The 7,801-nt window shown below is 36.3% G+C and carries 5 protein-coding genes; 4 read left to right on the plus strand and 1 reads right to left on the minus strand.

The window, feature by feature from the left end; all coding sequences use genetic code 11:
• Positions 1-852: 852 nt before the first annotated feature.
• The 4 genes from ACP6PL_RS25740 to ACP6PL_RS25755 all read left to right on the plus strand — a co-directional run bounded on the left by ACP6PL_RS25740 (position 853) and on the right by ACP6PL_RS25755 (position 7,389).
• Positions 853-2,577 carry a PAS domain-containing sensor histidine kinase gene (locus ACP6PL_RS25740; protein ID WP_426548183.1) on the plus strand — a complete coding sequence of 575 codons (1,725 nt, stop codon included), beginning with the start codon at positions 853-855 and terminating at the stop codon, positions 2,575-2,577.
• A gap of 127 nt (positions 2,578-2,704) precedes the next feature.
• Positions 2,705-5,404 carry an HWE histidine kinase domain-containing protein gene (locus ACP6PL_RS25745; protein WP_426548184.1) on the plus strand — a complete coding sequence of 900 codons (2,700 nt, stop codon included), beginning with the start codon at positions 2,705-2,707 and terminating at the stop codon, positions 5,402-5,404.
• Positions 5,405-5,900: 496 nt separating this feature from the next.
• On the plus strand, positions 5,901-6,305 hold the full coding sequence (locus ACP6PL_RS25750; RefSeq protein WP_426548185.1) for a response regulator: 405 nt from the start codon (positions 5,901-5,903) through the stop codon (positions 6,303-6,305).
• A 532-nt stretch (positions 6,306-6,837) separates the two neighbouring features.
• A complete protein-coding gene (locus tag ACP6PL_RS25755) occupies positions 6,838-7,389 on the plus strand; it encodes a gamma-glutamylcyclotransferase (protein ID WP_426548186.1) in 552 nt (183 codons plus the stop codon).
• A 195-nt stretch (positions 7,390-7,584) separates the two neighbouring features.
• On the opposite strand, the gene ACP6PL_RS25760 is transcribed toward ACP6PL_RS25755, so the two are convergent.
• The gene (locus tag ACP6PL_RS25760; RefSeq protein ID WP_426548187.1) at positions 7,585-7,746 is read right to left on the minus strand and encodes a GGDEF domain-containing protein; all 162 of its coding nucleotides are present in this window, start codon (positions 7,744-7,746) and stop codon (positions 7,585-7,587) included.
• Positions 7,747-7,801 lie beyond the last annotated feature (55 nt).

The raw sequence follows: 7,801 nt of genomic DNA on the forward strand, positions 1-7,801 counted from the left end.
AGACCTCGGCATCCCATCCTAACGGACTGCTCCGCTTTCCGACCGCTCTCTTGGTCGATTGGATATGCCGTTTCGCTACGCGACATGAAACGCGTAGCGTCCCGGAGGGAACGGAAACCTCGCCATCCCTCAACCGCTTTTTCCCCTATCCAAGGGGAGGCTTTAAACCACAATTATTTAATTAACAATTAATAATTAATAATTCGGTAAATTTAATGAAGTTTTTCAATCAGATACTTTTGCAAATTTACTAATTATTAACTCAAATCTAAGATTAATTGTTTGTGCATCTATTAATAAGTAAAAATTATCCTATATTGTAGGAGAAATTTTGCATCTAAAATAGCTACACTTTCAGCCTATTTTTCTAGATTGAGATAATTAAGTATGGCAGTAGCAAAGACTGCTATAGCAATTTTCATACTGGTGAGGTACAAAGTTTTAGGCTTTAGGGAACACTTAACTGAGAATAGGGAACAGTGAATAGGGAACAGTCAACAGAAAAAAAGAAAAAGCTGTACCTTACAAAGGGTGAGAAAGGTTATATAAGAGACAAGTGACTTAAGCTAATACGGATGTAAAATGTGTATTAGCAAGTCAGAAGTAATAATAATTTTCCTTTGAATGAGGCATACAATAATAAGTCATTTAAATGCACAACAGCTGATCAAATTAAGATCCAATAAAGGTTTTGAATAGAATTTTTATTGATATTGCCTTCTATTTATATCACTTATTACCTAACCTGAAATCAATTTTCAACTCAGACTAAAAATTAAAATGTTGTTTCTATTAATCATTATATTAATTATATTATTTCTACTAATAAATCATTTTTTGCAGAATTTTTTTTTGAGATTTATAAATCTAGAGAAAAAAAATGAAAAACTCAAAAAAATCAATCAAGAATTACAAGAACAACTTAAAATTTACCAACAGAAAAATCTAGAATTAGAAAAAAAACAAAGAATATTAGAAGCAATTATAGATAACTCTACAGCAATTATTTATATTCAAGATATAGAAGGAAAATACATTTTAATAAATCCTCATTTTACAAAAACGTTTAATCTTGAAAAAGAACAAGTTATTGGCAAGACTAACTATGATTTTTTTTCCAGAGAAATTGCAGAAAATTCTAGTCACATAAATCAAATAGTTACAGAAGCAAACAGATGTTTAACAGTGGAAGAAATTTTACCCGATAAAAATGGATATAACTCTTATATTTCAACCAAATTTCCACTTTATAACTTAGATGGTTGTCTCTATGCAATTGGTAGTATATCTACAAATATCAATTATCGTAAAGAACTTCAAATATTGTTAGCTAACATTAATGAAGAGCTGGAAAATAGAGTAGCAGAACGTACTATTTGTTTAAAACAACTAAATGAACAGCTCAAAATTGAAATGAATGCCAAAACTCAGGCTAATGAAATGGCAGAGAAAATAGCTAATGAACTATCACAACACATGAGAACAGTTGATAGTATTCTCAATGCCTCTGTAGATCCAATTTATCTTTTTGATACCTCGAGTAAATATACTTATGTAAATCGAAAAGGAGCAGAATCTCTAGGCATGAATCCTAATGATATGATTGGAAAAACACCAACAGAACTAGGTTTTTCACAAGAAATTATTCAAGAGTTTGATGAACAAATAAAAAAAGTTTTCACTACTGGTAAATTAGTCAAATCAGAAGGATGTTTTCCCACCAGAAAAGGAGAAATAGATTATGAATATATTATTAGTCCAGTCGTCGATCGAGAAGACAATATAGAAGCAGTAGTTTCCATATTTCGTGATATTACCGAGCGCCGACATACACAATTAGAACTAGAGTTAGCAAAAGAAGCTGCAGAAGCAGCCAATCAAGCAAAAAGTAGATTTTTAGCTAATATTAGTCACGAATTAAAAACACCTTTAAATGCCATTATTGGCTATGGCGATTTATTACATGAAGAAATTAATGACTTGGGCTACCAAGATTTACCTAATGACTTAAACAAAATTCGTCTTGAAAGTCAAAAATTATTAAAAATGATTCAAGAAATTATTGATATTTCCAAAATAGAAGCTAATAAAATGAAGTTATATTTAGAAGATTTTAATTTATCATCTTTAATCAAAAATGTAGTCAAATCAGTGGAACCTTTAGTAGTTAAAAATGGCAATATTCTCAAAGTAGAAGGAGTAGAAGATATTGGTATTATGTATGCAGACCCAATCAAAGTGCAACAAATTATATCGAATCTACTCAGTAATTCTGCTAAATTTACACATCAAGGTGAAATTAACTTAAGAGTAAGTCGTCAAAGAGATAAAATTGTAATTTGTGTGACTGATAATGGTGTCGGTATGAGTTTAGATCAAATTAAGTATTTATTTAGACCCTTTACCCAATCTGATGAATCAACTACCCGTCAATATGGGGGAACTGGTTTAGGATTAGCAATTAGTCAACGTTTTTGTCAAATGATGGGTGGCAATATTGCCGTTGACAGTAAAGTTTCTTTGGGTTCTACTTTTACTGTTTGTTTGCCTACAGAAGTTGCAGATAGCAAAAGTTAAACTTTAGTCAAAAATCAAAAATAATCCCTGACTCAAGAAAGAACATTTAGAAGTGCTGTAATAAGAATGTATACTCCTATATTTTGTTAATATCGATACATCTAAAGTTTTCCGAAGTTAATTTATTATGTCAGATTCGTCAGCTACACTTTGGGAATTAGCCATCGCCAAATGTTGCGAGGAACCTGTTCATTCCCCTGGATCTATTCAGTCGTTTGGGGCGCTTGTAGTAACAGACCTCGCCTTAGAAACCATTACCCATGTGTCAGCTAACCTGGCCGAAATGTTAGGTATAGCGTCTCAAGCACCATTGCCAGAGCTAGATGAGCAGAACATCGTGGATGGTATCCAAAATCATAATAATGATCAAAACTGGGATTTCGATGGTACAAGCGTTTTAGGTCAATCGCTTGATACTGTACTCTCTCATAAACTAATTCACGATCTAGCCAATGTTTGCGGTTTGCCCTGGATCGATACCCAAGTAGAACGTATGGGTGTCTATGAGCTTAATGAGCGATCGTTCAATGTCTGTGTTCACGTTCAGGGCAACCGGACTTTGATTGAATTGGAACCGTTACTACCCACTGTAGAGCGGAGTCATACGCTGATTACACAACTAAAATTACTCCTCAAAGACAACCCGGATAGCCAAACCATGTTGTCTGATTATCTAGAGAAACTGCGCTATGCAACAGAGTTTGACCGAATTATGGTTTACCGGTTCCTGCATGATGGGGCAGGGGAAGTCATTGCAGAAGCTCGCGCTGAGGATATGGCAAGTTTTCTCAATTTAAGATTTCCGGCAAGCGATATCCCCGAATCAACCCGAGAGATATTGCAAAAAACTCCGCTGCGTATTATTCCAGACCTTAGCGCACCATTGGTTCCCCTCTTTGCCTGGGATGAAACTGAAGCACCATTGGATCTTTCTTTTACCTCCATCCGAGGAGCATCCTTAATCCACACCCAGGAATATTTGCCGAATATGGGGATAGCAAGCAGTATGACCTTAGCTATTATCATTGAGGGTAAGCTATGGGGACTATTTGCCTTTCATTATCGTCAACCCAAGTTATTGTCACCTGAGTTTAGATCCATCATTGAATTATCTGGTCTACTCATCTCCTTATATCTGCAACAAAAGTTGACAGAAGAAGACTTGAATTATCAGAGATACGCAGGTAGAGTCCTTAATGAGCTGTTTAGCCAACAAATAAAAACAGAAAACGATTGGCAAACTTTACTAAGGCAGTCCCTTCCCCAACTCTGCAAGCTGATATCAGCTAATGGCCTAGCTTTCATAACGGATCGACAAGTCCTATCAAAGTATGGGGATCTCCCTGAAAACTCAGTAATATTAAAGTTGATTGAACAAACTCAAGTAGAACTTGACGGAGACATCTTGAGTATTGACAGTTTGTCCAGACTCACCAAGTTGGAAGAAATTACTGAGCAGGATTGGATTCCTAGTGCTGGTGCATTATTTGTACCAATAGAGACTAATAATGGGTATTATTTGGTTTTCTTTCGGAATGAAACTATTAGTGAGGTAAACTGGGCTGGAAATCCTGACGAGCAGGAGATATTTCAAGGAAAAAACTTAACTGGAGCCCAATTGTGTCCCCGGCGATCCTTTGAGAGCTACAAAAAAGAGGTTCTAGGATACTGTTGTTCTTGGTCTCGTCAGGATCTCTTAGTGGCTAAAGAGTTACACACTGCCTTAGGACCTCAAGGTTTTGTGCATGAACGACAGGGGTTATTAATTGCAGAGCTAAAGCATCGCGTCAAAAATATTTTGGCCTTAATTCTTTCTGTGGCACGCCAAACCGGTCGTTCAAGCCGATCTATCGCTCAGTATATTCAGGTCTTAGAAAATCGAATTTCCGCCCTGGCAACGGCCCATGAACTTGTAACCAGGCAGGAACTATTATGGCCAAAGTTGCATGATTTACTGATACTGGAATTGCGCCCTTATTTAAGTGCTGAGAGTATTTCCTCTAGAGTTACCTTCAGTGGGGTAAATGTTACTGTAAATTCAAGTTTTGTCCCCACCTTTGTACTTGTGCTACATGAAATGGTTTCTAATGCGGTGAAGTATGGTGCATTATCAGTGCCGGATGGACAGTTAAGGATTTCTTGGTTTAAGGATCGTAATGGCCTCATGTTACTCTGGCGGGAATCCGATGGTCCTACAGTTTACCCACCTGATACGGAAAGTAGAGGCTTTGGATGTGAGCTGATTCAACGAGCTATTCCCTATGAATTTGGGGGAGAAGGGAACCTTTTGTTTGCGCCTTCGGGTGTTGAAGCGAATTTTTGGCTCCCTGATCAATTAGTGAAGTGGGACATAGAAGAATCATCTTCCTCTAGCTCACTTCAACTTGCACCGAGTCAACTTGAGAGACAATTTTCTGCCTCTCCTCAAAGTGTGATAGAAGCAGAAAAAGGAACCGTCCTTCTGGTGGAAGATAATATGCTCATTGCCATTGAGATGGAAAACTTATTGAAAAAATTTGGTTTTACCAAAATTGATTCTGCTCCTACGGTTGACCGTGCTATGAAGCTATTGAGTTATGATAGAAATCCTTATCAGGTTTGCTTGCTAGATATCAATCTCAAAACAAAAATGAGTTTTTCGATCGCCTATCATCTATCTAAAACCCAAATTCCTTTTGCTTTTGTCAGCGGCTATGATTCAAAACGCATCCTCCCTGAAGATTTGAAACATATTCCCCTCTTAAAAAAACCTATCAATTTTGATAAGCTTTCTACAATACTTCAGACTTTATTAGACCTCCCCAGAAAAGATATCTATTACTCATAAGTCTTGAAACCCTTGTGGGAAGAGGAAGATCGGGCAGCAGAGGAGAAGGGAGAAATAAATAGGGCTTGCTGAAAAAGTCTTATGGGTAAGGGTAGGAGTCAGGATTGAGGAGTCAGGAGAAGTGGGAATTTATAGAGGAGGCAGGAGTAGGAAAGTAGAAAATTTTATTACTTTACGCAATGTGCAACTTTCTACGGAATAATCAGCATTTCTGGGTATTTAGCTAAAAGTCTGGTTCTCAAAAGTCTCTAAATTTCCTTGTTAAGAAAAAGTTGCACACGGCGTTACTTTAGTAAAATGGAGAGGTTTTATATCATGTCCGTTGGTATCGTTTGTGTAAAAGCCGGGAAAATATCCACCATATTTAAGGTTTTTTCTTCTCTCAAAGCTTCTTCCTTCTTCCTTCTTCCTTACCTTCTCTATACAATACCAATGCTACCGGACGTGATATTATAGCTTAATTTTTCAGTAATTTATATAGAATAAGTCAGGAATTATGGCTAAAATTTTGATATTAGAAGATGAGATTTTATTAGCATCCTACTGGCAAAAACTTCTAGAGAGCGATGGTCATCAAGTTGTTTGCTGTTCTACTGTGTCCCAAGCTCTTAAGCAACTATCAGCAATGTTCTTTGATTTGATTATTGCCGATATGATGATCAAAGAGCAGGGTAAGTTTGTTAATTCAGGAGGACTTACTCTGATTGGCAAGCGGTTAATGTGTAATTTCCCTATGATACCAATTATTGGTGTGAGTGGTTACAAACCAACTTTTTCAAACTCCGCGCTAGAAATAGCCAAAGATATGGGTGTTGATTTAGCCATTTATAAACCCATTTCCCCAGATACTCTCCTGAATGCTGTTAACAAACTCCTTAACCGAGGCCAAGATTCTGATTGACTACTCCCCGGACTCAAGTCATATCATGTCCGGTTGAATAGTTATAAATAAAAATGGAGGAATAATGAGTAATGAGTAATGAGTTATGAGTAATGTGAGTTATGAGTTATGAGTTATGAGTTATGAGGGAAGAGGAGGGAGTTTTAAGCTATAAATGAAGAAAAAGTTTTTTTATCACTAATTATCCGGACATGATATCAGGGGGATTCTAAGCAGATACTACCCAACAGGATAAATCCGTGTTGCTTCATTTTTTCTTACCTGACCAAAGATATACTCTTTGGGGAGAAGTCAAAGTGCCCCTCTACCATCACCAAATTTCTTTAGGTTTTACTCTTACTGTTTGTTTACTTACAGAAGTTGTAAATCTTAAAAGTTAAGATTTATTACTAAAGAAAATATCCAAGTATCACTTGAGCGAAGCTTAAAAGATGTGATTTTTTTAGGCATAGCTTGCCGTATAATGTTTCAGTTAAATGTTTCTGGAATTTTTAAAGATATACTAACTCAGATTCTCCAGTCAAAAATTAAGATGAACAAGCTAACTTCTAGAGAGAAAAAGTTTTACTACTTCGCCTATGGTTCCTGTATGTGTCCTGTCGATCTAAAACGAACTTTGGGTGAAAATACTTATCCCTATGTTATTGGTCCTGCAAAACTCAAAGGATATAAACTTGGGTTTTATCGTTATTCCGAAAAGCGTAATTGTGGAGCATTAGATGTAGTAAAAAGCCCAAATTCTACTGTAGAAGGAGTGCTTTACAATTTACCTTTGAGGTTGCGCGATCGCCTAGATGAAAGAGAGACTGTAAAATTCGATTTTGTTAAACAAATTCACTGCGGTGGTTATCGACCAGAAAAAGTTGAAGTATCTTGTCAAGGTAAATTATATAGTGAAGTTAGTACCTATGTAGTTGTAGATAAATTACCCCAGGAACTAGCTCCTAATGATTGGTATTTTAATGTTGTACTTCGAGGTGCGATAACTTGCGGACTTTCAGAAGAATACTGTTGGAAATTGTTTGAACATATGTACAGTTTACAGCATCAGAAAAGACCGAACAAATTCTTAGCTGCAGCGTAGATATACCTCTACAATTTAGGTAGTCGGGAGTCGGTAGTCTCTAAATTGGCAACGTAATACTGTTTCACATTAAATTCTGTTCGCGAAGCGTTTCCGCAGGAAATGGAGACCTGATAATTACAGACTCGATGCATGAATTCTGTGAAACGGTATAACTTCTGACTTCAGCTATACCTGTTGCCTATATTCTCATAATCAAGCAGTACACAATTGATTACGGCCTCCTGCTTTAGCTTTATACAATGCCTTGTCAGCAGAATTAATCATGTCCTCTAAATTTTTTATTTCTTTGCTGTAACTTGCTATCCCAATACTTATGTAAGCTTTAATTGTATCTGCTTCAAATTTAATTTCTATATCTGCTTCATAAAACCGATATAAAACGTCACATAGAGTGACATTTTAATGTTTA

Origin of the sequence: Dapis purpurea BLCC-M126, from assembly GCF_050015975.1 — a bacterium.
GTDB lineage: Bacteria > Cyanobacteriota > Cyanobacteriia > Cyanobacteriales > Microcoleaceae > Trichodesmium.